Consider the following 22,498-nt stretch of genomic DNA (forward strand, 5'->3'; position numbering starts at 1 on the left):
GCTAAAGCACGGAGCATGTTGATGTCTTCAGGCGATGACGGAGCGAAGCTCCAGTACGGTCCCAACGGCTTTCGCGTGCTGCGCGCAGGCAACCACGTCTACTGCGCGATGTCGGGCGTGCCGATCCCGCTCGACGAACTGCGCTACTGGAGCGTGGAGTACCAGGAAGCCTACGCCACGCCGCAGCTTGCGACGCAGCGTCTCACGGAACAGAGCTGATGCGGCGCTTAGCTGCGATCTCGCTCAGCGTGCTGGCGGCTGCCTGCGTTCCGTCCTCGGTCGAAACAGCGGATAGCGGGCGGATGCAGAAAAAGGCCGAAGTCGTGCAGCCGATTGCTACGCCTGCACCTGCTCCCGCGCCCACACCGACACCGGATCCGACGCCGACCGGTCCGAGCACTTTCGTTTACGATGGAAAGCTTACCCAGGGCGGCTGGATCCGCGGGCAGGTTCCTGCCGGAACGGTCTCGGCGCGTCTCGGAGAGCAAGAGCTTATTTTGGACGAGAGCGGACGGTTCTTCGCCGCCTTCGACCGCGATGCCGGGCCTACGACCGCGCTGGTGGCGCGCCGCGCAGACGGGCGGGAGCTTCGCAGCCCGCTGACCGTGTCGCCGCGCGAATGGGATATCGAGCGGGTAAACATCGCGCGCCGTACGGGCGGAGCGAGCGAGGCGTTCATGCGCATCCGCCGCCCCGAACTCGCGCGTATCGTCGCTGCGCGAGCTGAGGAAACCGGCGCGAGCGGCTGGAGCCAGGACTTCATCTGGCCCGCGACAGGGCGCATTTCCGGTCGCTTCGGCTCGCAGCGCATCTACCGCGGCGAACCGGGCAGCTACCATTCGGGCATCGACATCGCGCCGGGCGCGGGCGTGCCCTTCGTTTCCCCGGCCGACGGGGTCGTAGTGCTCGCCGCGGACGATGAGTTCAGCCTCGAAGGCAAGCTCATCATCGTGGATCACGGACAGGGCCTCAACAGCGCGTTCCTCCACGCGAGCCGCATCGTGGTCGAGGAAGGGCAGCGGGTGAAACAGGGCCAGCTTCTCGGCAATATCGGTTCGAGCGGCCGCGCGACGGGCCCGCATTTGCACTGGAGCCTCAAGTGGCGCGACGCGCGGCTCGATCCGCTGCTGTTCACCGGCCCGATGAGCTGACCTTTCCCCGCGCAAGCTGATGCGGAGTGGAAGGGCGATAACAGCCGCGCTGGTGGCACTGGCGCTGGCCCCGGGCACGTGGCTGCGGAGCGACGTTCCGCCGAAGAACGATACCGCACCGATCTACGTGAACGCGCTTTCGGTCGCGCAGAAAACCGTGGGTCCGTTCCGGATCGAGGGGGTGTGGGAACTGGTGAGCGACAATGATTACGCGGGCGGCTACTCGGCGCTGACCTTTCTCGGCGAAGGACAACTGCTCGCCGGCAGCGATACCGGATACCGCCTCGCATTTCGCACGCCGGTCCCGGGCGAGGACAGTGTCATTCCGGCGGAAGCGGTCGGCACGCTCGGCGGATCGAACATGCTCGACAAACGCGATGTCGACCTCGAAGCGCTGACCCGCGATCCGCGGACGGGCACGATCTGGTCGGCATTCGAGCGCACCAACAGCATCCAGCGTTACGACTCGCAGATGCGGCCCACCGGGCGGGTAGTGCCGCCAGCTATGATAGGTTGGGAAGCCAATTCCGGCCCTGAAACGATGGCGCGGCTACCCGATGGACGCTCTCTGGTAATCGCCGAGGGGACGAACGGCTGGCTGTCCAACTCCCACGATGCGCTATTGTATATGGGCGACCCCGTAGAGGGCGCGGATGCGATCCGTTTCACCCTAGCCAGCCCCTATGGCTATCGCCCGGTCGATGCCGCGATGCTGGACGAGCGGCGCGTTCTGATCCTGCTCCGTAATTTCGACCCGGCCCTTCCGCCCGACTTCACTTCCGCCATCGCGGTCGGTGACGTCACCGAGATCGCGGAAGGCGAGGAATGGAGCGTCGAAGTCATTGCGCAAATCGAGCCGCCTTTGCCCAGCGACAATCTCGAGGGAATGGCAGTCGCGCCGGGTTCCGATGGCGTAAGCGAGGTGTGGCTGATCGCCGACGACAATTTCGGCGCGTTTCAACGAACGCTGCTCTACAAGCTATCGCTACCGGCGGACTTCTGAACAGAGCGCGCGAAAAGGGCGCCGAAATCGCTTCCGGCGCCCCTCGAATTGGAATGAACGCGAATCAGGCCGCGTTGTCGGCCTTGATCAGCTCGCGCTTCACCTTGCGGGCGTTGGCGCTCAGCTTTTCGTTCTTCGTCTTGCGCAGCCAGTTGTCCAGGCCGCCATTGTGCTCGACCGAACGCAGACCGTGCGTCGATACGCGAAACTTGAAGCTGCGCTCCAGCTTTTCGCTCAACAGCGTGACGTTCTGAAGGTTGGGCAGGAACAGCCGCTTCGTGCGGTTGTTCGCGTGGCTTACATTGTTGCCGGTCAGGCGGCCCTTGCCGGTCAGTTCGCAAATGCGCGACATGATAAATCTCGTCTCGAAATGATTCGGCGCCAGGCACCGGGTTGTTCGGAAAGGCGCGCGCTTAACTGCGAAGGCGAACCTCGTCAAGCGCAACTGCGCCGTTGCAGGGGTCCCATAGCTCGGTTAGCGCCCTGTGGCTATGGGGAAATGGCCGCTTTCCGAACCGATGCGAGAAGCGCTGGCGCTGGCGCGGCGGGCGGCGGAGGCCGGCGAAGTGCCGGTCGGCGCGGTCGTAGTGAAGGGCGGCGCGATTGTCGGGCGGGGGCATAACCGGCCTCGCCAGGCCCACGACCCCACCGCCCACGCCGAGATCGAAGCGATTCGCGCAGCGGCGCGCGCTCTCGGCAACGAGCGGCTGGAAGGCTGCGATCTGTGGGTGACGCTGGAGCCGTGCGTGATGTGCGCGGGCGCGATAGCCCATGCGAGGATCGCGCGGCTCTATTACGCGGCCAGCGATCGCAAGGGCGGCGCGGTCGAGCACGGCGCTCGGGTGTTCGACCAGCCGCAGACGCTGCATAGGCCCGAAGTTTATTCGGGAATGGGAGAAGAGGACGCGGCGAAGTTGCTGCGCAGGTTTTTCAAGGAGCGGCGGTGAGGCGGTGTCTGCAAACGATCCTATTGCGGACATTGGCCTGCAACCTTATCAAGTATCGTATGCAGCAGACGTCGAGACCAAACTACGTCAATGCGGCGTTTGCTTCTGTGGCAGCATCGGTGCTCTTACTCGCCGCTCCGTTTGCGTTTCCGGCGATACCTTTGTGGCCGTTCCTCATTTTGAACTGGTTGCTTTTCATGAGCGTTGGCTATTTGGCATTCTTCGCCGCACTTCATCGGAAGGCGTTTGTCGGGCAATCTGTCCGAGCAAAACTCGTTGCTTTTAATTCCGCCTTGCTGAATTTTTACGATCGCTGGATGGGTGTCGTTGTTCAACGCTGAGCGCATTGTTTGAGCAGTCGCCCGATGTCAGCTTCCCACCGCAAAGCTGCCGCCCCGCTGATCGCTTCCTTACGCGAAAACCCTACCCCGCCACTTCCGGCATCGTTCCGGGGCGGATGAAGGGGAACAGGTGCACGACGTAATCCGCCTTGCCCAGATCCGCGCCACGGCTGCGCAGGATGGCGTAAGCAATCATGACGTGAAAATAGAACTGCCCCAGCGCCCAGTCGCGCGCGTATTGCTCCGCCGTGAAGTCGAACACCAAACCGGTCGGGATCGCGTGTTCGAGCGCCCGCTCCGGATCGCCCTCGCCGATATCCACGGCCACTTCGCGAACCATCTCGATCGTCTGCGCGATGCGCGACTGCGCGGCTTCGAGCGAACCGGCAGCATTTTCCGCCTCGCGGCCCTCGGCTAACAGCTCGGACACCAATGGCGGGAAGTCCTTTCCGCCCAGCCGGTGCACGCCTTCGAGCGCCTGCACGCAGGAAAAGCGGACCTGCGTCGCCAGCGGAAACATGTCGTCCGCCAGCCGCTCGGCCATCAGCGCATCCATGTCGAAGCCTTGCTGCTTGCCCTTCTCCAGCCACGCGGACAGCGCGCCGAGCATGTTGAGGTAAGTGGGGACGAGCATGGTAGCGAGAGACATGGTATATCCTTGTGACGATTTGCGGCGCTTATTGCGCGAAACTCAAAGCCCGCGCCAGATCTTCACGCGCGTTTCGTCCTTCGCGCCGAAGCGCTGCGCGTCGCATTTCGCCGGGCGAAAGCGCTTGTCGTAGCAGAGCCGCAGTTCCTGCAGCCAGCCGCGGGAGTTTAGCTTTACGCCCACCGCATCGGCGCGCCAGCCTTCGTTCGTCGCCACGAACAGGTCGCGGATTTCGCCCGCCGTCAGGTCGGTTTTTCGGGAAAGCGCGTCGAAATCGCCGAAACGCAGTGAGTTGAACAGGATGCGCGTGACCTTGAAATAGGTCTCCGGCTTCTTCGCCATGCAGGCGCCGTGTTTGGCCCATTCATGCGCGATCAGCGGCACCGAAGGGATCATGCACAGATTGCGCCGCGCGATCTGCGGCGTGACACTGCGCGGGTTGGCACACCACTGCGGCCAATTATTGCCGCGCCCATCCGGCCACAGACCGTGGACGACGAAGCCGAAATAGCCGCTGCGTCCCGAACATTGCATCCGGTGGGAAAGCTGAGCCTCGCGCCCCTTGCAGAACTCCGGCGACCAGCTGAGCGCCAGCGTATACCCGGTGACCGGCACGCGCCGCGTTGGCCCACCTTTCAGAACCTTCGGCACGCTGACGCTCGGAGGGACCTTGCATTGATAGGCCTGCGCCAGCGCACCGGACGGCAGCAGTAGCGCAAACAGGGGCAGCAGCACCCTAAGCACGCGCCGGGACATTACTTCATGCGGACAGTCGTGTCGTTGTCGCGAGGAGGACGTGCCGCACCGGCGAACCAAACCTTCGCGTCCTGCCTGAACAGGAACACCACGGAAATCACCTGCATCGCGGTAACGACAAGGCTCAGCACCATCGTCAAACCGCCGGTTTGTGCGAGCGAAGACGGCAGGAACAGCAGGCCCAGGATGGTGAAGGCCACGAGTATCCACTTGGCGATGTTGCTCGCCTTGCGGGCGACGAAATACCACAGGAGCAAGTTGATCCCGAAAGTGATGACAAGGGTCGTCACCATAAGCCCGGTGCCCATTCCCTCCGTTGCCGGGTCTGCCGCGAGCGTTTCGGATATTTGCGCGAAACTCAGAACGGCGTTGATCAATCCGATGACCAATGAGCCGAGAAACAGCTTTTCGAAAATCCGTATAGAATTCGGTCGCATTAGAACCCCCCTGTTTACCCGAGCGAAGGTGTCGGAAACGAAGGCGGTTGGCAAGCGGTACGCGCTAAAGAAGCTTGAAATCCAACCCGATATCCGCCGCCGGGGCGCTTTGCGTCAGACGGCCCACGCTGACGTAATCGACGCCCGTCGCCGCCTTCGCACGGATCGTGTCGAGGTCGATCCCGCCCGATGCCTCGGTTTTCGCTCTGCCTGCGACCATGGTGACCGCTTTGCGCAGGGTCTCCGGCTCCATGTTGTCGAGCAGCAGGTGATCCGCTCCGGCAGCTAGCGCAGGCTCGATCTGGTCCAGCCGGTCGACCTCGCAGATTATCGTCGCAACCCCTGCTTCGCGCGCCCGGCGCACTGCGGTTTCGACATCGCCTGCGACCGCGACGTGGTTGTCCTTGATCATCGCCGCGTCCCACAGGCCCATGCGGTGATTGGCCGCGCCGCCCTGACGAACCGCGTATTTTTCGAGATGGCGCAGGCCGGGAATGGTCTTGCGCGTATCGAGCAGCGTGCAGTCCGGATTGTCCATCGCATCGACATACTGCCGCACCATCGTCGCGATGCCGGAGAGATGCTGCACGGTGTTGAGGGCGCTCCGCTCTGCCGTCAGCAAAGCGCGTGCGTTGCCGGTGAGGTGCATGAGGTCGCTGCCCGCAGCTACGCGGTCGCCGTCATTGACCAGCATCCGGATCTCGACGTCCGGATCGAGAGCGCGGAAGAACGCCTCCGCAACCGGCAGGCCCGCGACGGTGACCGCGTCCCGGCTGTCCATGACCCCGGTGAAGCGCGCATCCGCTGGAATGACGCTTTCGCTCGTCACGTCGCGCCCGCCGCCGGGCAGCCCTTCGCCCAAATCTTCGGACAGCGTTGCGCGAACGAATTGGTCGAGGTCGAAGCCGGGGGGAGCAAATGTCATGCGAGCGTGTCTGACGGAGCGTTCTATTTTCCGCAAGCGCCCGCGCGAAGCTCGTCCGCCTCCGGTTCGCGAATGGCGGACCGCAAGGGCGACCGCCCGCCCGCAGCGGGTGCAGCTTGCTGCATGTCTAGCGAGGACGAACCCGCGGATGCGGGTTCGCGAAGCAAACTAGTGCACGAAGCGCGCCACGACGTCACGGTAGCTGCGCGAAACCTTCACCTCGGCTCCCGAATCGAGCACGAGGAAGCACTCTCCGTTGGTGTGCGGTTTCACCTGCCGGACCTGGTCGAGATTGACGATGGTCGAGCGGTGGACGCGCTGGAACGTGCGCGGGTCAAGGCGGCGTTCCAGGTCCTTCATCGTCTCGCGCAGGATCAGCGAATTGTCGCCGGTATAGATGCACATGTAATCGCCCGCGGCCTCGATATGCTCGATCGAATCGACTTCCACGCGGAAGATCTGCCCGCGGTCCTTTACGTTGATGAGCTTCTCGAAGCGGTCGGCGTGGTCGCTCGATTGCTCGGCCAGCTGGTCGGCGGCGTCGGGGGCGACATCGGCGAGCACGTTCTTGAGTTTCGCCGCTTCTTCTGCGCTACGCCGCTCGGTCAGGCGGTGGCGGACGCGCTCGATCGTGTCGGCGAGTTTGTCCTCGTCGACCGGCTTCATCAGGTAATTGACCGCATTGGCTTCGAAGGCGCGGATCGCGTGCTCCTCGTAGGCCGTGACGAATACGAAGAGCGGCGGCTCGATCTCCATCACACCCTGCACGACGCTGAACCCATCGAAGCCCGGCATCTGGATGTCGAGGAACACGAGATCGGGCTTCTCGGTCTTGATGGCGCGAATGGCTTCGCGGCCATTGGCGCAGGTTCCGATGATCTCGATGTCGTCGAAGGGTTCTAAGCGTAGCTGCAAGCCCTGGATGGCGAGCTTCTCGTCATCGACGAGGAGGGTGCGGATCGTCATGGTCTGGTTCCACTTGGTTGCCCGGCGTATGCGGGGTTAACTGTCGAGGTGAGAGAGGGTTTCGGCGTTTGTTGCTGCGCAATGCGTCCTTCGAGGCGCGCGGCTTCGCTTTCGTCCACTTCATACGGTATTTCGATGATCACTGTGAATCCGCTGTCCTCCGGGCTGCGAATCTCGAATGAATGGTCGTCGCCGTAAGCCTGTTCGAGGCGGTTGCGTATATTTGCGAGACCAACGCCCATGGAAACGGGACGACTGCCGCCCGAAGGGCCTCTTTCGTGCCGCGCCCACTCCGCCTCTGTGCGCATTCCGGGGCCGGTATCGGATACGGAGATACGCAGGCGGCTACCGAGGCGCTGCGCGACGAGGCTGATCTTCGCGCCCTCTTCCTGCGGCGAGACCGCGTATTTGATCGCGTTCTCGACCAACGGCTGGAGCAGCAACGAGGGCAGACAGGCGACGGCCGCTTCGTGCTGCACGCGGAACGAGGTCCGCAGCCGCTCTTCGAAGCGCATCCGCTCGATGTCGAGGTAGAGCTTCAGGGTCTCGATCTCCTGCGCGAGCGTGACCTTGCCGCTCGGCTGGGTGATCAGCGTATGGCGTAGGAAAGAGGACAGCCGCGTCAGCATTGCATTGGCGGGCTCGGTCTGTTTGAGCAGCACCAGCGTGCTGATTGAATTCAGCGTATTGAACAGGAAATGCGGATTGAGCTGATAGCGCAGCATGTCGAGCTGCGCGCTCGCCGCCTGTGCCTCAAGCCGCAGCATCCGGTCGGCCTGCATCTCGATCTGCAGGTAGAAATTGATCGCGTAGTAGAGCGCCGACCACGCGCCCAAAAGCATCACGTCAAGGAAGGCGATGCCGATGAGGATAGAGCCGAACGAGGCGTCCGCTTCCTGCCGGTAGAGGATGATCGTCCAGCTATCGATGAAAGCCATCACCCCGACGGCGATCAGCAGCGCCAGCGAACTCAGCCCCCAGGTGATCAGCGGGCGCCGGCCCAGCAGCTGCCGATAGACGACCGACAGGATCAGGCTGATGGAGAAGCCCGTGATCATCTCGATGATGATGACGATGAGGAAGCTTAGCTCCTGCCCGCCGGCGAGTGCCGTCGCCGAACGCAGCAGCAACGCGCCGCTCCACCCGACGAATTGCAGGTTCCAGAAGGCCCGGTCTTTATTCGCGAAAAACGGGGTGGGTTCGAAGGGAAGCACGGCCATCGTAACGCTGACATAGCGTATTTGTGCTTGTCCGCGCCAGCCGCTACGATGGGAAGGGCAAGGAGAACGACAGATGGATGCCGAAAAAGATATCGCTGCGGAAACCGCGCATGCCGCGATGGAGCGCGCCAAATTCCGCGAAATGAAAGAGGGTACGCAGGAAGACTGGGCCAAGATCGGCGCGGAATACATGGCTTTCGCCAAGGATCTGCCCGACCGCATCCTGACGCACCTGAAGCTGCTAGAAGGCGATTTCGGCGGCTTTCCCGTGTGCCGGCTGGAACACTCGCTACAGACCGCGACCCGTGCGCACCGCGACGGGCGCGGCGAGCAATACGTCGTCATGGCGCTGCTGCACGACATCGGTGATACGCTCGGGACCTATAACCACCCTGAAGTCGCAGCCTCGATCATCAAGCCCTTCGTCTCGGACGAGATACACTGGATTTGCCAGAACCACGGCGCGTTCCAGGGCTACTACTATTTCCACTTCCTCGGCATGGACAAGGACATTCGCGAGCGCTTCCGCGGGCACGAGCATTTCGATGCCTGCGCCGAGTTCTGTGAGAAGTACGACCAGGCCGCATTCGATCCCGATTACGAGAGCGAGAGCCTCGAATTCTTCGAGCCGATGCTGCGCCGGGTCATGGCCCGCCCGATCAACTCCATGTATGTGAAGGCGGCGGAGCCCGAAGCGGCCTAGGATTGCGGAGAAACGGCGGGAGCGGGCTCGCGGACGAAATACCGTGACCAGTCCGCCCGGCCGGTTTTCGCCATCAGCGGCCGGATCAGCGCGATCTCGGCCTCGATGAACTCGACCCGCTCGTCCCACCCGTCATGCGTGCGCTTGCGGAGCAGGCCGCCGGCATGGCGCGGGCCCCACTTCGCCATGAAGTCGCGCGCTGCTTCGGGCGGATAGCCCGCGTTGGCGACCAACCACGGCATGAGGCGGTCGGCTTCTTTCTCGGTCGCGCGGATGTTGCTTTGCTTGCGCCCCGCCGCATCGAGCCACGCGCGGTGTTCGAGGACGTTGTGCGCAAGCTCGTGTGCGATCGCGGCGGCGAACTCGGCATCGGGATATGCGAAACCGGGAAAGTCCTGACCGAAGATGACGCGGCTGCCTTCTGCGACTGCGCCCTTGCCGCTGCCCGACAGTTCGAAGGTGGTCGCGCATGCCGGCGTACCCGGAATGTCGGCAACGCGCGCTTCGCCTTGCGAGGTCGTCCACGCGGTGATTACAGGGCTCGCCAGCGCTAGCTCAGTATCGACCGCTTCGCGCACGTCCTGCAGCCGCTGCCAGCGCGGATCGCTGACGGGAAAGTGTTCGCGCACCAGCACTTCGTTCACCGATACAAGCGCGTCGTTTGCACGCATTCCCGCCTTCTCGGCCGGAGAGCCGGGTGCGACGGCTTGCACCGCGATGTCGCCCTTGAGGCTCAGCGCGCGGCGCACACCGGCAGCATCGCTATAGGCCGCCGCATCGTGCAGCAGCCATCCGGCAGCAGGTTTGGTGTTCTTGCAGAAGGGCGCATTGCCCACCCCGAGCTTCCACCCGATCGCGAACAGCCGCCCCTCGCGCTGCTGCCACTGCGCCATCGCCTCCGCTGTTTCGCCTGCTCGCAGTGGCGTCCCGATCGGCCAGGCGAACGCAAGCGCCAAGCTGGCTGCCAGCAGGCGCACGTCAGCTTTCGCGCGGAGCTTCGACGGCGCTGCGCAGCTCTTCGTATCCGACCGCGCCTTCAAGCAGCCTGCCATTCGCGACCCAGCTCGGTGTGCCCGAGAAGCCCAGTTGCTGGGCCATCGCGACGTTCGTCGCCAGCTCGCGCCCCGCCTCTTCCGATGCGGCGAATTGCTGCGCAGCATCCATGTCGAGGCCCGCAGCATTGGCCGCTGCCATGACCGACTGTTCCGACGTATCGGGCTGTTCGAACATGGCATGATAGAACGCACCGTACTTGCCTTGCCGCGCGGCTGCCAAAGCCATGCGCGCCGGGCCCTCGCTACCGGGGAAGATCGGATATTCGCGCACCACAACCCGCAGATCGGGATCGGTTTCGACGAGCCGGTCGATGTCGGCAGTACTCGCCCGGCAGTATCCGCAGGCGTAGTCGGTGAACTTGACGAGCGTGCGCGAGCCGTTCGGATTGCCGAGCACCGCGCCGGGGAAGGGCTGCTTCACCTGCGTCTCGACCGAGGCCAGCCGCTGTTCTTCCTGGCCGCGCTGGTAGGCTTCGGCCATCTCGGGGAGGATGTCCGGGTTCTCGACCAGATAGCCGCGTGTCTGCGCATTCCCGAGGCCGCTATACGACCACGCCGCCGCCCCGCCGAAGCCCGCGACGAGAGCAATGATTGCCGTAAAGAGATACTGCCGCACCGTAAATGCCCCTCGCTTAGACCCTTACTGGTCCCGTATTTCTTCGAGTGCGGCGCGCGCCTGCAGCGCCACGTCCTGCGCCCTGATCCAGTCCGGCGAACCGGTCGGCAGACCCTGTTCCGCCGATTGCGCACTGCGCAGCGCGTTGAAGTAGTCCCGCCGCAGGATCTGCTGTTCCGCCGTGGCGAGCAGCGCCCGCGAATCGTCGCCGCGCGCGGCATAGACGATGCCGAGCTGATACCAGGCGAACGGGTTCATCCGATCGCGGGCGACGGCAGCGCGCAGCACGCGCTCGGCCTCTTCAAAGTTCGCCCGGTCCTCGGTCGCGATGAGCGCGTGGCCGAAGATCGAGCCGATGAGCGGATGGTTGCCGGTCATCTCGGTCGCTTCGCGCAGCGGTTCGAGCGCGTCCATGGGCCGGCCCGACTCAAGCAGTACCTGCCCCTTCAGCTCAAGGAAGTAGGGATCGTCGGGGTCGGCTGCGATCAGCTGCTCGGTTTCCGCCAGCGAGCGTTCGACCAGCGCTTCCTTGTGGTAGGCGTAGGCGCGGGCGTAACGCGCTTCGATGCTCTGGTCGGTTTCCGGGTAATCGGCAAAAGTGCGTTCGGGCGGATCGAGATAGCCCGCCAGCTTTGCCTTGATGCGCGTGAAGCGCTTCTGCTTCTCCGGATCGACCGGATTGTCCCACGCCGGATCGACGGTGTAATCCTCGCGCAGCCGGGCGATACGGTCGCTCGACAGCGGGTGGGTCTGCACGAACTCGCGGTCGGCATTGCGCGGAATGCCGCGGCGAAATTCCTGGTTCTGCAATTTGCCAAAGAACTCGAGGCTGCCGCGTCCCGACAGGCCGGCGTCGGAAAGATACTGTGCACCCGCCGCATCGGCGCTTGCTTCCTGCACGCGGCTGAAGGCGAGGAACTTGCCCAGCGCAGCGCGCTGCCCTGCCGCCATGATCCCGGCGAAAGCCTCGCCGCCGCCGCCTGCTGCCGCCGCTGCGGCGCCGAGCAGAAGCGACAGGAGCGAAATGTTGGAGGCCGCCTGCATTCCCTCGCTGTAGCGGTTGATATGCCCTCCGGTAATATGACCGAGTTCGTGGGCGATAACGCCTTCGACTTCGTTGGCATCGTCGGCGGCGTCGATGAGGCCGCTATGGATGTAGATCGCCTGCCCGCCTGCGACGAAGGCGTTGATCGACGGGTCGTTGATGAGGACGATGTCGACGTTGCCCGGCTCCAGACCCGCAGCCTCGACGAGCGGCGCAGCAAGATCCTGCAGGAACGCCTCGGTCTCCGCATCGCGCAGGATCGATTGCGCGGCCGCGGGCTGCGCGCTCAGCGTCAGCAGCGCCGCGAAAGCGAACAGGTGCATCGCGGCACGGCGGAAAAGGCGCGTAGGCATGGGCAGCATAGCCTTCCTGCTAAGGCCTCGGGTCCTGAACCGGAACTGAAGGTTCTGGCGTGCGCGCGGCGGCGGTCTCGTCTGCGAAGCGACCAAACGCGTCCAATACGCGCCGGTCGCGCGAGAACGGGCTGGCGAGCGCCATGATGATGCGGTTGTGGTCCATGCCTTCGAAATAAGCCGTCGTCACCGCGCCGCCCGCATCTTCCATCGCTTCGGCCAGCGCCTTCGTATTGCGCGGCTCGACGACCGTATCCTCGGTCCCCGTCATCAGCAGTAGCGGCGGCGCGTCTCCGCGCGCGAAGGCAATCGGCTGGGTGGCTTCGGGGTTATCGGCCTCGCCGAAGCTGTTGCGGGTCGAATCGGTATCGAAAGGGAGGAAGTCGTACGGTCCCGCGATTCCGATGGCGCCCGCGATCCGGTCGGGAGACAACCCGCGCGCTTCGAGCCACTGCGGGTCGAGCGCCAGCATCACGGCGTTGTATGCCCCGGCGGAATGTCCGGCGAGGTAGATGCGGTCCGCATCGCCGCCATATCGGGTGACGTTCTCCGAGGTCCATTGGAGCGCGTCGGCAGTATCTTCGAGCATCGCGGGGAAGCGCGCGTCGGGATACAGCCGGTAGCCTGACAGGACGACGACGAAGCCTTCCTTCGCCAGGTTTCGCGCGGCGAAACCGTAGTCGTCCGGGCTGCCCGCGTGCCACCCGCCGCCGTGGACGAACAGGATGACGGGCTGCGGCCCGCTCGCTGCCGGATCGCGGTATACTGCGACGGTCTGCGCCGGATGCGGTCCGTAGCTGACCCGCGCGGCGCGCTCGATGTTACTATTTCCGCCGGTCAGCCGATCGATCCGGTCGAGCACGGCGGGACCGTTCTGCGAGACCGAGCTTTGCAGCCAGAAAAAGCCCGCGGCGAGAAGCGCTGCGAGAAGAACCGCAAACCAGATCACGCTCTTTCTCCTCGTGCTCATGCGGTCGGCGCGTCCTCGGTGCTCTTGCCCTTGGTTTCGACGGTCTCGACGAGTTTCTCCGCCTCCTCGTCGCCGAGAAGCCCGATTTCGGCAAGGAATGCGTGACCCGTTTCGAAATTATCGCCGAGCCACAGGGGTACGCCCGCCGCGCGGATCGCGTCTTTCGCTGCCAACTCCTCCGCGCTCAGCGGCGCACCGGCCTGCCGGATCAGCACGGCCTTGATCTGGCTGGCGTGGCTTTGCACGATCTCGCCGAACGCGATGAGGTCGCCCTGCGTATCGTCGCCCATCAGCGCGAACTGCATGTCCGGAAAGGTGCCGAGGATGGTTTCCATCGCCGCGCGCTTGTGCGCGCCGTGGCTGGACGATCCGAAAGTCTCGCGGTTCAGCCCCCAGTCGCGCAGGGCGATCGGACCGAGCGGTAGGCCGCGCCCCCGCTGAAACGCGACGAGATAGGAGAACAGGTTCCACGGAGAGGACGAGATGTAGAAGAACGGGTTGCAGGTCGCTGCGTGCATTTCGCCTGCCTGCACGGTGCCGGCGGGCGAAACCTTGCCGCCGCCCATCGCCTGATAGAAGATATCCGCACCGGGCACGAGCAGCCGTTCGTCCGGCATCTGGGCGAGCACGCGCTTCCAGTTGCGGATGACGGCGCGCATGTTTCCGGTGATGCCGGTCTCGATGATCGTGTCGTCGATATCGGAAATCACGCCGAGCGTCGTCGATCGGCCCGGTACGAGCACCTGCCCTTTGACTTCCTGCTCGCCGTCACGGTTGCGCCAGCGCAGCACAACCGATTCCCATTGCGGGGTTTCGGGAAGATCGCACTGAGGATCGAGCTTCACGTCGAAATGGATGAAGCCCTCGCTATCGGTCACACCCTCGTGACGGCTTTCGTGGGGGCCGTGCTTGATTTCCAGAGTAACTGGCAGTTCGGCGGCTTCACGGGAGGCGAATTGCGACAGCATCGTGCGCATGGCCCGGATGCGCCCGCCGGCCTTGAACGAACGCTCTTTCTGACGCAGCGCGCGGACGGAAATGCGCAGGCGCATCGCGTTGCGATAGCCGAAATAGGGTTGGACGCGGACCGGAACGCCTAGGAGAAACCTCATGCGCCCCGCGCTAGCCTTCGCCGCGCGCATTGGAAAGGCTTGGGGCGGCAATCAGCCGATGAGCTTGCGGCCCGCGCGTTCGACGAGGCCCACGTCGGCCGGTACTTCGCCGAGGACGACGAGTTCGCCTTCCTCCGTCCGGCGTACCATGACGAGCGCGAATTCCGGGCCGTCGATCGGCAGATCGGCAAGCGAGGTTTCGGGCAACGCGCGAAGCTTCTTCGCAAGCGCCGGGCGCGGGTCGGTGCGTACTTCGACCGTCTCGCCCTTTTCCTCCCGCCGCAAGCGCCGCTCGGTCCGCACGACTTCCTTCAGGCCGCCCTCGGCATTGCGGAGGAATTGGGTCAGCGCGCCGCGTTCGACCTTCACCCGGTGTGCATGGCTGAGGACGGTCGCGTACTCGGTGAGCCGCGTCTTGTCGTAATCGGCACCGAACACGAGCTTCACGACCGGCGTCATGGGTGCGCGGCCCTGCACGCTCATGCCGTTGTCTTCGAGCAGTTCGGCAAATTCTTCGGGCGCAGCCTGCGCTTCGAGGCTGACGTCGTAGGCGCGGCCGACCGCTTCGTAGAGCGCACCGCGGCTGCGGTCTTCGCTGGAGCGGGCCGTGTAGGCGATCTCACGGGCCAGCGCGAGGCATTCGTGGAGGCCTTCGGGTTCCGCATCGTGCGAGAACGCGGCGAGGTCGACCGGTTCGGCTGCGGCAGGTTCGGAAGCGGCTGTCAGGTCGGTTTCCGCGTCGTCGATGGCTTCCTCGACATCATTGTTGGCCGCTTCAGCATCATTGTGAACCGCCTCCTCGCCGAAGCCGACCGGCTCCAGTCCGGCCGGACCATCGGAGGCGACCTCTTCCTTTGAATTGCTCAATTCTTCAGGCTCTGAAGGCACCGGCGTGGCGGCTTCGTAGCGAGCGGAGAACAGGTCGATCGGCGCATCCGCGTCCGGTTCGTAGGCCACCGGTACGGCAGGAGCCGCTTCCTGCGGCTCAAGCGTGAAGGAGGAGGGATCGAACGGCTTCTTGTCTTCGCGCGGTGCGCCGTGCTTGCCGATGGAAATACCCATCAGGCTGGGCAGGTAATCGTCGTCTTCGATCAGTTCTTCGCCGTCTTCGTTGACTTCGTCGCTGTCGAAGACCGGCTGGGTGAACACGACGTTTTCCTCTGCTTCAGCGTTTACGAGGCCGCCTTCGTCCGACAGGTCGCCCGTGTCGAACTCGCTCGTATCGTCGTAGAGCCCGGCTTCGGTCTCTTGCTCTTCGCCGAAGGCGGGTTCGGGCAATTGGACCCGTTCCTCGCCGCCCTCTTCGACCATGCCGATTTCGCCGAGATCGAGGATATCGTCGTCGCTGCTATCAGGACTGTCGTCGTCTGTTGCAGTGCCTAGGGCCTGGTCGATTTCGAGCAGCAACTCGTCTGCGGTCTGCTTGTCGGCCACTTCTTTCCAGTTGATCACGCCGTAAATGAAATCGATCGTTTCGTTGTTGCTCGAATAGGGCAGCAGGATCCCGCGGTACATCACGGTCGATCCGCGCTGGTTCACGAACTCTGCCTCGAAGCCGATCGGTGCCTGGTTGGCGAGGATCTGCATGTAATGATCGGTGATCCGGCTGAGCAGCGAGAGGCTCGGCACGTCGGCCAGCCGCTCGATCTCCACATCGGCACCGCATTCGTCGGCCAGCTTCCGCCCTAGGTACTGGATGCCCGGATTTTCGATACCCGAAGTGAAATCAAGCAGCACGCTGAACGGCCCGAAATCCTCTAGCGTTTCGGGGTCGAGATCCTCGATCGCGGGAAAGTTCTGATCGCCGAGAAGGCTGGCCCAATGGTTGTAGGCACGCACCTGCATCCGCCGTTCGTCCTGACCTACGGGCGAGGGGGGCGCGTCGAGTTCGTCTTGTTCGTCGGACGCTTCGTAATCGTGCAGATCGTCGGTCAGGCGTTCGCTCAGATCACCGGACAGGTCGCCGGTGATGTCTGACGTGTCGAATCGGCCGCGCAGCGTATCCATATTGGCCCTGATGCCCCCTTAGGTATTCAATCCAGGGGTTTCTTTTGGCCGACCATGGTAAACATATTCTTAAGCAAAGCGGCGCGAACTCGGCGGCTTGCCGCCTGCCGCCGGTCACAGGATGTAGCGCATCCTGATGGCCATTTCGCGCTTGTCGGCACCCAATGTGAAGGCCGCGTCATCGAATTTCGGCGGTCCGAAGCTGACTTTCGCATCGCGCGAGAAGCCGAAGCCTTCCTTGGGGATCATCGTGATGGCGCGGTCGGCTTTCCCGTTGCCGTTCTCGTCATGCAGGACGGCGATAGCATACCGGCCCGGCTGGACGCCCTTGAACGTGATGCTGTCGGCGCTGCCCGCCGGAACGGCGAGCTTACGCGCAGCGGGATCGAGATTGCACTTGGGGAAGCTGTCCGGGTCGGCGGTCAGGCAGGCGCGCACCACGCCCTTGCCGGAGCGCAGATCGTCGATCCGCACCTCGACGCCCGCGGTGCGCGGTGCCGGCACGTTCGCCGCCAGCACCAGACCTGCGGGCAATGCCGCCAACGCGTATCTCCACTTCATCCCGTCTGCTCCGTCAGTTTGTCCGACAGTCCCTTGTCGGTTCCGCATAGTCGATCCCAGAAGCGGAAGTATAACCCGTAATTGCAAAGATAGTGTTCATGGTGCCGCTGGTGATGGCTCGCGGTTATCAGCCATCCGCCCAACCGCGAATGAACGAGGCGGCGGGGAAACATCTCCCAGCCCATGTGATTGGTCACGCCCATCAGCGTCATGATGGCGAGGACGAGGCCGAGCACGGCGATGTGGATCGGCACGAGGAAGACGAGCACCGGGATGACAATGGCGCCGGTCAGTGCCTCGCTCGGATGAAAGCTCATGGCCGCCCAGGCGGTCGGCGGACGACTCGCATGATGGACGGCATGCATCCGGCGGAACAACCGCGGGTCGTGCATGGCCCGGTGCGTCCAGTAGAACCAGGTATCATGTAGGAACAGGTAGATGACGAGCGAGACCGGCAAATACCAAAGTGGGTATGCGCCAATGTCTTCGTAGATGCGCGTCCAACCGCGTTCTTCCCACCCCCAGGCGACGATGCCGGCCGGAACGCCGTAGACGAGCGCCGAGACCAGCGACCAGCCCATTTCCCGCCGGATCTGCGGTTTGAGCGCACCGTAACGCCCCGGCATCCGTCGCTCCGTGACCCAGGCGAAAAAGCCGCTGCTTGCCCAGTAACGAAGCGCGACGATCGCGCTCATCGCTAAGGCGGAGATGGCAACGGCCCAGAACATGGGCGCTTTTTAGCTAAAGCCTTGCCGTTATGCGACAGGCTTCTGGTGAGCGGCCCGCCAGTGTCACCTCTCGGCTACACCCCACTGGCTGCATTCATCGTCCGCGCCGATGGTCAAACGGCGCATCGCCGCGCGTGACAGGCGCTCGATCTCGACCTTCCGCCGCGCTGCGGCAAGCGGGATCGACGGCGCAGGCCGCAGTATCTCCGCATCGTAGGCATCGCCCACGATTACCCCGCAGCAATCGGGCATGTACGCATCGCTCTCCAGTACCGAACGGTCGAGATGCGGCGCAAGTCCCCAATAAAACCGGTCGCAATGGTCGAGATAATCGGACCATTTGCCGTCGCCGAGCAGGTCGGCGCGCTGCACCTTGATCTCAACGATGACGACTCGGCCTTTTGCATCAACCCCCATCAGGTCGGCGCGCCGCGAATTGCGCAGCGGCATTTCGGGCAGGCACCAGATATCGTTGCGCGCGAACAGCCGCCGGATACCGCGTGCGACGCCGAGGGCATCGCACGGCAGCGTATCATTGGCGGCGCGGGGAGGAGGCGCGGCGTCTTCCGGCGAAGGGCGCGCGAGAGCGGAAGTGTCGGTCATGGGTATGGAAACTGGAACAGAAGGCGAACTTCGTCAACCGGCTTTCTGCTTTGCGTTAGCGGGCAGGTGCGTCCTGCTCTCAGCGATTGCAGAGTTCGGCGATGGCGGCACGCGCTTCGGCATATTCGTGCCATAGCGTCGCCGCGGCGGCATCGGCGCGGCGTCCCTCGGAAGCGATGGCGATCAGCGCCCTAAGTCCCGGCTGCATCATCGCGGCCAGATCCGCGACTGCCTGCGCAATAAGGTCCGCATGCGGCGCCCCGTGCAAAGCGCCGAAGTCCGGTTCCTTCTCGCGTGCGATCTCGATGTCATGGGTGCCCAGCTGCGCCAATTCGGCGAGGGCATCGGCAGCCACCTCGACTGCTTCCCAGCGGCCGCGCAGGGTCGCAAGTGACGGGCCTAGGACGCCGTAAGTATCGGGCTGTATCTGCAGGGCGGTGCTCATCGCTACTTTGACTATCGCACGGGCCTTTCCAAATCGCTAACCGTGTCGCGCGAGCCACCCCGCAATATGTTCTGGCGCGGCACGAGGGGCTTTGCTAGAGGCGCTGGCCACGCACCCGTAGCTCAGCTGGATAGAGCGCTGCCCTCCGAAGGCAGAGGCCACAGGTTCGAATCCTGTCGGGTGCGCCAGTTTTTCCGCCGTTTCCGTGAACTCGATCATTCATGCACTCCGCTAGGCGCGGACGGTCACTGAAAATCGCCTGTAGAACTCAGGCAAAGCTCCAAAGCAGCATGGCGACCGCGAACATCACCGCCCCGGCGATGGTGGCGCTGACGGTCCAAGTTCGGAAGGTTTCCGCTTCGGTCAGGCCGAGGTACTGTTTGACGAGCCAGAAGCCGGTGTCGTTCACATGGCTCGCGACCGATGCGCCGGCCCCGATCGTCACCGTGACAAGCGCGATCTGGCCGGGCGAAAGTCCGGCTGCCTGGATCAGCGGCACGGCCAGGCCGGCGGCGGTTACCATCGCAACCGTAGCGGAGCCCTGCGCTACGCGGATGAAAGCAGCCAGCAGGAACGCGAAGACCGGCACGGCCAGGTCGAAGGCTGAAACGGCGGCAGTGATCTGCGCGCCCGCACCTGACTGGATCAGGACCTCCTTGTAGGCCGCGCCCGCTCCGACCACGAGGACCATCAGACCGGCCGGAGCAAGCGAGCGGGTCATGACGTCGGACACGGTCTGGAGCGGCGCATCGAGGCGAAACCGCAGCCACATGCCGACGAAGGCGCAGGCGATGATGAGGGCGGTGAACGGATGGCCGACGAACTCGAGTACGGTGCGAAGCGTTCCTTCAGCCAGAACGCCTGTGGCGAGCGCGGCCAGCAGGATGAGCGTCAGGGGGATCAGCATGCCTGCCAGTGCCGGGGTGAAGCCGATGTTGGCGACGGCAGGTGCCTCCTCGTCGAAGCGCGGCGGCGGACCGCTTGGTCCGAACCCTGCCTTGCTCTGCGTCAGAACCGCGAAGACCGGTCCGGCGACGAGGGCGGCGGGGATGCCGCAGGCCAGGCCGTATAGGGCGAGGAGGCCGTAGTCGGTGCCGATCAGTTCCGCGACCGCGACCGGGCCGGGATGCGGCGGCAGTAGCGCGTGCATGGTGAGCAGGCCCGCAAGCAGCGGCAGCGCGAAGTACATGACCCTCCGTCTCGCCCTCAGCGCAAGCGTCGTAACCAGCGGCGCGAGCACGATGAAGCCCACGTCGAAGAACAGGGGTATGCCGACGATTATACCGACGACAACCAGAGCCCAAGGTGCGCGGCTCTCTCCGAATGCGTCGAGCAGGCGGTTGGCGAGCGTGCCGACTCCGCCGCTCGCTTCCAGCAGGCCGCCCAGCATCGCTCCCAGGCCGATGACGACCGCCACGAAGCCAAGCGCTTCGCCCGTGCCCTTGCGCACGGCAGCGATGACATCCGCCGGGTCGGCTCCGAACGCAATCCCGGTGGCAAGTGCTATGACGAGAAGCGCAATGAACGCCGGGACCTTCCAGCGCAGCACCATGAAGATCAGGATCGCAATACTGGCACCGACGATCGTCAGGCTCGCCCAAGGTTCGGCGATCATGCGGACTTACGCCCGTTCACGCTGCCGAACCCAATCGCTGAATCGCCCATATCGCCTCTCGCCACTTTGGGCTCGAACGTTCGTCCGCAGCCCCTTGTGGTAGCGATAACAACAAACCGCCGCTTCGGCAAAGCCGCGAGTTTGCAAGGCAGGGGCGCGCTATCAGAAGTCGGCTGAGATGCTCGCCTTGACCGCGCGCGGCGAGCCTTGGAGCAGCGCAGCGCCGAAGGCATCGAAAGCGCTCGCCCAGTAACGCTCGTTCGCGACGTTATCGACCGACAGGCGCAGTGTGACCGGGGTTTCCCCTGCAGCGATTACGTAGCGCGCGCCGAGATCGAAGCGGGTCCAGCTATCAAGCTCCAGCATGTTCGCCGCATCGGCCCACTGCGGCCCGGTGTGAACCGCTCGGCCGGTCAACGTAAGTCCGGGCGCGAAGCCGAGGTCCCATTCCAAGTTCGCATTGGCTGTGTATTCCGGTACGCCCTGCACCTCGTTCCCGCCGACGAATTCGGCGTCGGTCAGCGCTGCACCGCCGATCAGGCGGAGGCCCGGTACGATCTGGCCGTTCACGGTGAACTCGATGCCCTCGTGCCGTTGATCGCCCAGATAGCCGAATGTGCCGTCAGGCAACACGCCTTCGCCTGGCCGCTCGATCCGGTATACGCCGAGACCGAGAAACAGGTCGGCGACCGCAAGCTTCGCCCCGACTTCATATTGTACTGACTTGCGCGGACTTAGCGATTGACCGGCATTGGGCAGCGGGTTGGCTGTATCGAACGGAACGATCGGCCCGGCCTGCAGGGCCTCGATCCGGTTGGCGTAAAGCGATAGCCGCTCGAGCGGTTTTGCGACCACGCCGACCACCGGGGTCACCGCGTTTTCGTCGTAAATACCTCCAGGCGTACCATCGTAGCCGATGTTTTCCTGCCGGATCGTCTGCAGCCGCAGGCCGCCGGTCACGAGCACCCGATCGTCCAGCAGTCCGATTGTGTCGCTGGCGAAGGCACTCCACAATGAAGCGCGCGTAATCGGATTGGGATCGTCCACGTCGCCGCCGACGAAACCGGGTCGGGGCGGCTCGGGCACTTGCGGCGTGGCGTAGAGATTGGTCTCGTAACCGGACAGGAAGTCGAAGGCGGTGCGGAAGACCTGCCAGTTGGCATTGCCGCCGAAGTTGAACTCGTGCGTTACCGCACTGCCGAGTTTGACCCGCAGACCCGCCTCGACCGCTTCATTATTGGTCGTCGCAGGCACGAAGAGCGCGGAACCGGTCGCTGCACCCGTTACCGCGTCGCTCACGGTAATGCCGCCGTAGAGCCCTTCCTCGCTCCCGTCGCGCGCGCCGCCCTTTGCGTAGAGATGCGCGTTCGGCGCGATGTCGTAGGCGAGCGACAGCGTTCCGAACACGTCGCGCAGTTCGCTGTAGGTGAAGTCCTGCGCGTAATTGGCGTCGGCTTCGGGAACCGCAGGGATCGCACCGGTTGCAAGGGTAACCTTCGGCCGCAGGCTGTCGACGCGAATTTCCTGATATGCGAGGTCGAGCGCAGCGCGGAACGGCCCGCTGTCATAGTCAATCGCACCGCCCACGACCTGCGTGCGGCGGTCTTCGCGCTCGATTGCGGTTTCGCCGTCACGGTAGGCTGCATTGAGCCGTACGCCCCACTCGCCGCTTTCGCCGAAGCGCCGTGCCACATCGAAGCTGCCGCCGAAGCGCGCGTTCTCCGCAGCGCTCGCCGTGACGCGGGTCAGCGGGTCCGTTCCGGCTCGCTTGAGCATCAGGTTCACGCTTCCCCCGATGCCCGATCCACCGGGAGCCGCACCGTTGAGGAACGCGCTCGCGCCGTTCAGCACCTGCACGCTTTCGTAAAGTTCGGGCGCGATCAGCTGCCGCGGGGCAATGCCGTATAGGCCACTCAGGCCCACATCGTCGCCGAACAGGGTAAAGCCGCGGATCACGAATTGCTCGGCGGCATTGCCGAAACCGTAGGTGGTGCGGATCGTCGGATCGTTCTCGAGCACTTCGCCGAGCGAGCGCGGCTGCTGGTTGAGGATCAGGCTCTCGTCGTAGGAGCGGATAGTAAAGGGCAGGTCTTCCGCCGGCTTGTTGCCCAGCACTCCGGCCTCGCCGCCGTTTACGACCTCGGTCCGGTTCTCGCGCTGTGCGGTGACGATGATCTCGCTCTCGTCGGCGGGCTCCTGCGCCTGCGCGGTGGCGGTAAGGGATACGGCGAGGGCAAGGCCCGAAACAAACGTAAGTCGGTTCATTGGAGAAAGGTCTTTCGTGAAGATA

General features: G+C 64.1%; 25 protein-coding genes and 1 tRNA gene. 7 read left to right on the top strand and 19 right to left on the bottom strand.

Features of this window, described 5'->3' with window-relative positions; genetic code table 11:
- Nucleotides 1-15: 15 nt before the first annotated feature.
- The 3 genes from HUV48_RS05710 to HUV48_RS05720 are packed head-to-tail and all read left to right on the top strand — an operon-like array spanning nt 16 to nt 2,154.
- Nucleotides 16-219 (top strand): DUF2093 domain-containing protein, encoded by a 204-nt coding sequence (locus HUV48_RS05710; protein ID WP_176266838.1) that lies wholly within the window; start codon nt 16-18, stop codon nt 217-219.
- Nucleotides 219-1,151 carry a M23 family metallopeptidase gene (locus HUV48_RS05715; RefSeq protein ID WP_176266839.1) on the top strand — a complete coding sequence of 311 codons (933 nt, stop codon included), beginning with the start codon at nt 219-221 and terminating at the stop codon, nt 1,149-1,151. Before HUV48_RS05710 ends, HUV48_RS05715 begins: the two co-directional genes overlap by 1 nt.
- Nucleotides 1,152-1,170: 19 nt before the next feature.
- Complete coding sequence (locus HUV48_RS05720; RefSeq protein WP_176266840.1) at nt 1,171-2,154, top strand: esterase-like activity of phytase family protein; 984 nt, start codon at nt 1,171-1,173, stop codon at nt 2,152-2,154.
- 64 nt (nt 2,155-2,218) lie between these two features.
- On the opposite strand, the gene rpmB is transcribed toward HUV48_RS05720, so the two are convergent.
- Complete coding sequence (gene rpmB, locus HUV48_RS05725) at nt 2,219-2,506, bottom strand: 50S ribosomal protein L28 (protein WP_176266841.1); 288 nt, start codon at nt 2,504-2,506, stop codon at nt 2,219-2,221.
- Nucleotides 2,507-2,645: 139 nt separating this feature from the next.
- On the opposite strand from rpmB, the gene tadA reads away from it, so the two are divergent.
- Together tadA and HUV48_RS05735 are read left to right on the top strand one after the other, a co-directional pair.
- The gene (gene tadA, locus HUV48_RS05730; RefSeq protein WP_176266842.1) at nt 2,646-3,101 is read left to right on the top strand and encodes a tRNA adenosine(34) deaminase TadA; all 456 of its coding nucleotides are present in this window, start codon (nt 2,646-2,648) and stop codon (nt 3,099-3,101) included.
- Between the two features lie 59 nt (nt 3,102-3,160).
- Entirely contained in the window at nt 3,161-3,442 is a 282-nt protein-coding gene (locus HUV48_RS05735; RefSeq protein WP_176266843.1) for a hypothetical protein, read from the top strand.
- Nucleotides 3,443-3,524: 82 nt separating this feature from the next.
- Here HUV48_RS05735 and HUV48_RS05740 read toward each other — a convergent pair whose 3' ends face one another.
- The 6 genes from HUV48_RS05740 to HUV48_RS05765 all read right to left on the bottom strand — a co-directional run bounded on the left by HUV48_RS05740 (nt 3,525) and on the right by HUV48_RS05765 (nt 8,395).
- On the bottom strand, nt 3,525-4,091 hold the full coding sequence (locus HUV48_RS05740) for a DUF1993 domain-containing protein (protein WP_176266844.1): 567 nt from the start codon (nt 4,089-4,091) through the stop codon (nt 3,525-3,527).
- Between the two features lie 42 nt (nt 4,092-4,133).
- Nucleotides 4,134-4,835: a ribonuclease T2 family protein gene (locus HUV48_RS05745; RefSeq protein ID WP_318656057.1), complete on the bottom strand. Its 702-nt coding sequence runs from the start codon at nt 4,833-4,835 to the stop codon at nt 4,134-4,136.
- A gap of 11 nt (nt 4,836-4,846) precedes the next feature.
- A complete protein-coding gene (locus HUV48_RS05750; RefSeq protein WP_176266846.1) occupies nt 4,847-5,284 on the bottom strand; it encodes a hypothetical protein in 438 nt (145 codons plus the stop codon).
- A gap of 64 nt (nt 5,285-5,348) precedes the next feature.
- Complete coding sequence (nadC, locus tag HUV48_RS05755; protein WP_176266847.1) at nt 5,349-6,209, bottom strand: carboxylating nicotinate-nucleotide diphosphorylase; 861 nt, start codon at nt 6,207-6,209, stop codon at nt 5,349-5,351.
- 168 nt (nt 6,210-6,377) lie between these two features.
- The gene (locus HUV48_RS05760; protein WP_176266848.1) at nt 6,378-7,175 is read right to left on the bottom strand and encodes a LytR/AlgR family response regulator transcription factor; all 798 of its coding nucleotides are present in this window, start codon (nt 7,173-7,175) and stop codon (nt 6,378-6,380) included.
- Nucleotides 7,172-8,395 (bottom strand): sensor histidine kinase, encoded by a 1,224-nt coding sequence (locus tag HUV48_RS05765; protein ID WP_176266849.1) that lies wholly within the window; start codon nt 8,393-8,395, stop codon nt 7,172-7,174. Before HUV48_RS05765 ends, HUV48_RS05760 begins: the two co-directional genes overlap by 4 nt.
- A 73-nt stretch (nt 8,396-8,468) precedes the next feature.
- Between HUV48_RS05765 and HUV48_RS05770 the strand changes: the two genes are divergently transcribed.
- The gene (locus tag HUV48_RS05770; protein ID WP_176266850.1) at nt 8,469-9,098 is read left to right on the top strand and encodes an HD domain-containing protein; all 630 of its coding nucleotides are present in this window, start codon (nt 8,469-8,471) and stop codon (nt 9,096-9,098) included.
- On the opposite strand, the gene HUV48_RS05775 is transcribed toward HUV48_RS05770, so the two are convergent.
- From HUV48_RS05775 to HUV48_RS05820, 10 genes are all read right to left on the bottom strand, one after another.
- Nucleotides 9,095-10,138 carry a PDZ domain-containing protein gene (locus HUV48_RS05775; protein ID WP_176266851.1) on the bottom strand — a complete coding sequence of 348 codons (1,044 nt, stop codon included), beginning with the start codon at nt 10,136-10,138 and terminating at the stop codon, nt 9,095-9,097. The genes HUV48_RS05770 and HUV48_RS05775 overlap by 4 nt on opposite strands.
- Nucleotides 10,077-10,769, bottom strand: a complete 693-nt coding sequence (locus HUV48_RS05780; protein ID WP_176266852.1) for a DsbA family protein — start codon at nt 10,767-10,769, stop codon at nt 10,077-10,079. Before HUV48_RS05780 ends, HUV48_RS05775 begins: the two co-directional genes overlap by 62 nt.
- Before the next feature lie 24 nt (nt 10,770-10,793).
- Nucleotides 10,794-12,167: a M48 family metalloprotease gene (locus HUV48_RS05785; RefSeq protein WP_404799918.1), complete on the bottom strand. Its 1,374-nt coding sequence runs from the start codon at nt 12,165-12,167 to the stop codon at nt 10,794-10,796.
- A 19-nt stretch (nt 12,168-12,186) separates the two neighbouring features.
- Nucleotides 12,187-13,116 carry an alpha/beta hydrolase gene (locus tag HUV48_RS05790; protein WP_176266853.1) on the bottom strand — a complete coding sequence of 310 codons (930 nt, stop codon included), beginning with the start codon at nt 13,114-13,116 and terminating at the stop codon, nt 12,187-12,189.
- Nucleotides 13,117-13,133: 17 nt separating this feature from the next.
- The gene (locus HUV48_RS05795; protein WP_176266854.1) at nt 13,134-14,249 is read right to left on the bottom strand and encodes a phosphatase domain-containing protein; all 1,116 of its coding nucleotides are present in this window, start codon (nt 14,247-14,249) and stop codon (nt 13,134-13,136) included.
- A 51-nt stretch (nt 14,250-14,300) separates the two neighbouring features.
- Nucleotides 14,301-16,256 carry a PAS domain-containing protein gene (locus HUV48_RS14650; protein ID WP_176266855.1) on the bottom strand — a complete coding sequence of 652 codons (1,956 nt, stop codon included), beginning with the start codon at nt 16,254-16,256 and terminating at the stop codon, nt 14,301-14,303.
- A 114-nt stretch (nt 16,257-16,370) separates the two neighbouring features.
- Nucleotides 16,371-16,817, bottom strand: coding sequence for a DUF2141 domain-containing protein (locus HUV48_RS05805; protein ID WP_176266856.1), 447 nt, complete (start codon nt 16,815-16,817; stop codon nt 16,371-16,373).
- Nucleotides 16,814-17,545 (bottom strand): sterol desaturase family protein, encoded by a 732-nt coding sequence (locus tag HUV48_RS05810; RefSeq protein WP_176266857.1) that lies wholly within the window; start codon nt 17,543-17,545, stop codon nt 16,814-16,816. Before HUV48_RS05810 ends, HUV48_RS05805 begins: the two co-directional genes overlap by 4 nt.
- 63 nt (nt 17,546-17,608) lie before the next feature.
- The gene (locus HUV48_RS05815; protein ID WP_176266858.1) at nt 17,609-18,148 is read right to left on the bottom strand and encodes an MmcB family DNA repair protein; all 540 of its coding nucleotides are present in this window, start codon (nt 18,146-18,148) and stop codon (nt 17,609-17,611) included.
- Between the two features lie 79 nt (nt 18,149-18,227).
- On the bottom strand, nt 18,228-18,593 hold the full coding sequence (locus HUV48_RS05820; RefSeq protein WP_176266859.1) for a hypothetical protein: 366 nt from the start codon (nt 18,591-18,593) through the stop codon (nt 18,228-18,230).
- Between the two features lie 111 nt (nt 18,594-18,704).
- Here HUV48_RS05820 and HUV48_RS05825 point away from each other — a divergent pair.
- Nucleotides 18,705-18,781, top strand: a tRNA-Arg gene (locus HUV48_RS05825).
- A gap of 80 nt (nt 18,782-18,861) precedes the next feature.
- Here the strand turns inward: HUV48_RS05825 and HUV48_RS05830 are convergent.
- Both HUV48_RS05830 and HUV48_RS05835 read right to left on the bottom strand, forming a co-directional pair.
- Nucleotides 18,862-20,208: a GntT/GntP/DsdX family permease gene (locus HUV48_RS05830; protein ID WP_217906705.1), complete on the bottom strand. Its 1,347-nt coding sequence runs from the start codon at nt 20,206-20,208 to the stop codon at nt 18,862-18,864.
- 162 nt (nt 20,209-20,370) lie between these two features.
- Nucleotides 20,371-22,473 (bottom strand): TonB-dependent receptor, encoded by a 2,103-nt coding sequence (locus HUV48_RS05835; protein ID WP_176266860.1) that lies wholly within the window; start codon nt 22,471-22,473, stop codon nt 20,371-20,373.
- Nucleotides 22,474-22,498 lie beyond the last annotated feature (25 nt).

Origin of the sequence: Qipengyuania atrilutea, assembly GCF_013370205.1 — a bacterium.
Taxonomy (GTDB): domain Bacteria; phylum Pseudomonadota; class Alphaproteobacteria; order Sphingomonadales; family Sphingomonadaceae; genus Actirhodobacter; species Actirhodobacter atriluteus.